This window comes from Cellulomonas pakistanensis (assembly GCF_016862755.1).
Lineage (GTDB): Bacteria > Actinomycetota > Actinomycetes > Actinomycetales > Cellulomonadaceae > Cellulomonas > Cellulomonas pakistanensis.
Map to the genome: position 1 here is coordinate 1 of NZ_BONO01000051.1, position 736 is coordinate 736.

Annotated in this window: 1 pseudogene; it reads right to left on the reverse strand. The window is 78.8% G+C overall.

The window, feature by feature from the left end:
• Positions 1-417 (reverse strand): annotated as a pseudogene (locus Cpa01nite_RS18375) (hypothetical protein); the annotation flags it as partial.
• Between the last annotated feature and the right edge of the window lie 319 nt (positions 418-736).

Here is a 736-nt window from a genome sequence, read left to right on the forward strand (position 1 = left end):
AGAACGCTCGCCACCCTGCGGACGCTCGAAGGAGCGCCGGCCCGCGTCCCGGTCACCGTAGGGACGTCCGCCACCCTGCGGGCGCTGGCCCTCCCCCGCGCCGCGGGGACGGTCGCCGCCCTGCCGGCGGTCGCCGCCGTACCCGCGACCGCCCTCGTCGCGACGCTCGGTGCGCTGCGGCCGCTCGTCGCCCCGGGCGGAGCTGCCACGCGCGCCGGCGGTGCCGCTCTGCTCGACGGCGGAACGCCACCCGCGCTCGTCGCCGCCGCTGCGCCGCTGCCCCGCCACGCGCGGGGTGCGGGCGGGCCGCTCGTCGCCGGCGGAGCGCGCCGCGCCCCGGTTGCCGTACCGGCCGACGCCGCCGCTGCGGCGCCCGCCCTCGTCCGCCGAACGCGTCCCGCGCCCGTCGCTGCTCATGTCCAGCTGCTCCTCAAGATCGACCGCCGACCATCGTCTCATCCGGGACCCCCAGACCCCGCATCGAGCACCTGCCCTGGACGGTGCTCGCCCGTCGTGCCGCGAGTCACGCCCGTGCCGCCCCCGGCGCGCGGTCGACCGGACGCGCACAGGACGGACGGGCACCAGCCCCAGCAGGCTCAGGCGCGACGCCGGCGCCAGCACGTGCGGGGGCACCACCAAGCCGGCATCCACCGCGCACGCAGCACGACGGAGACGAAACTCACCCCGCGCCGAGCGAGGCCGAGCCGGACTGACGCGCAGCACGGATCACCGGACT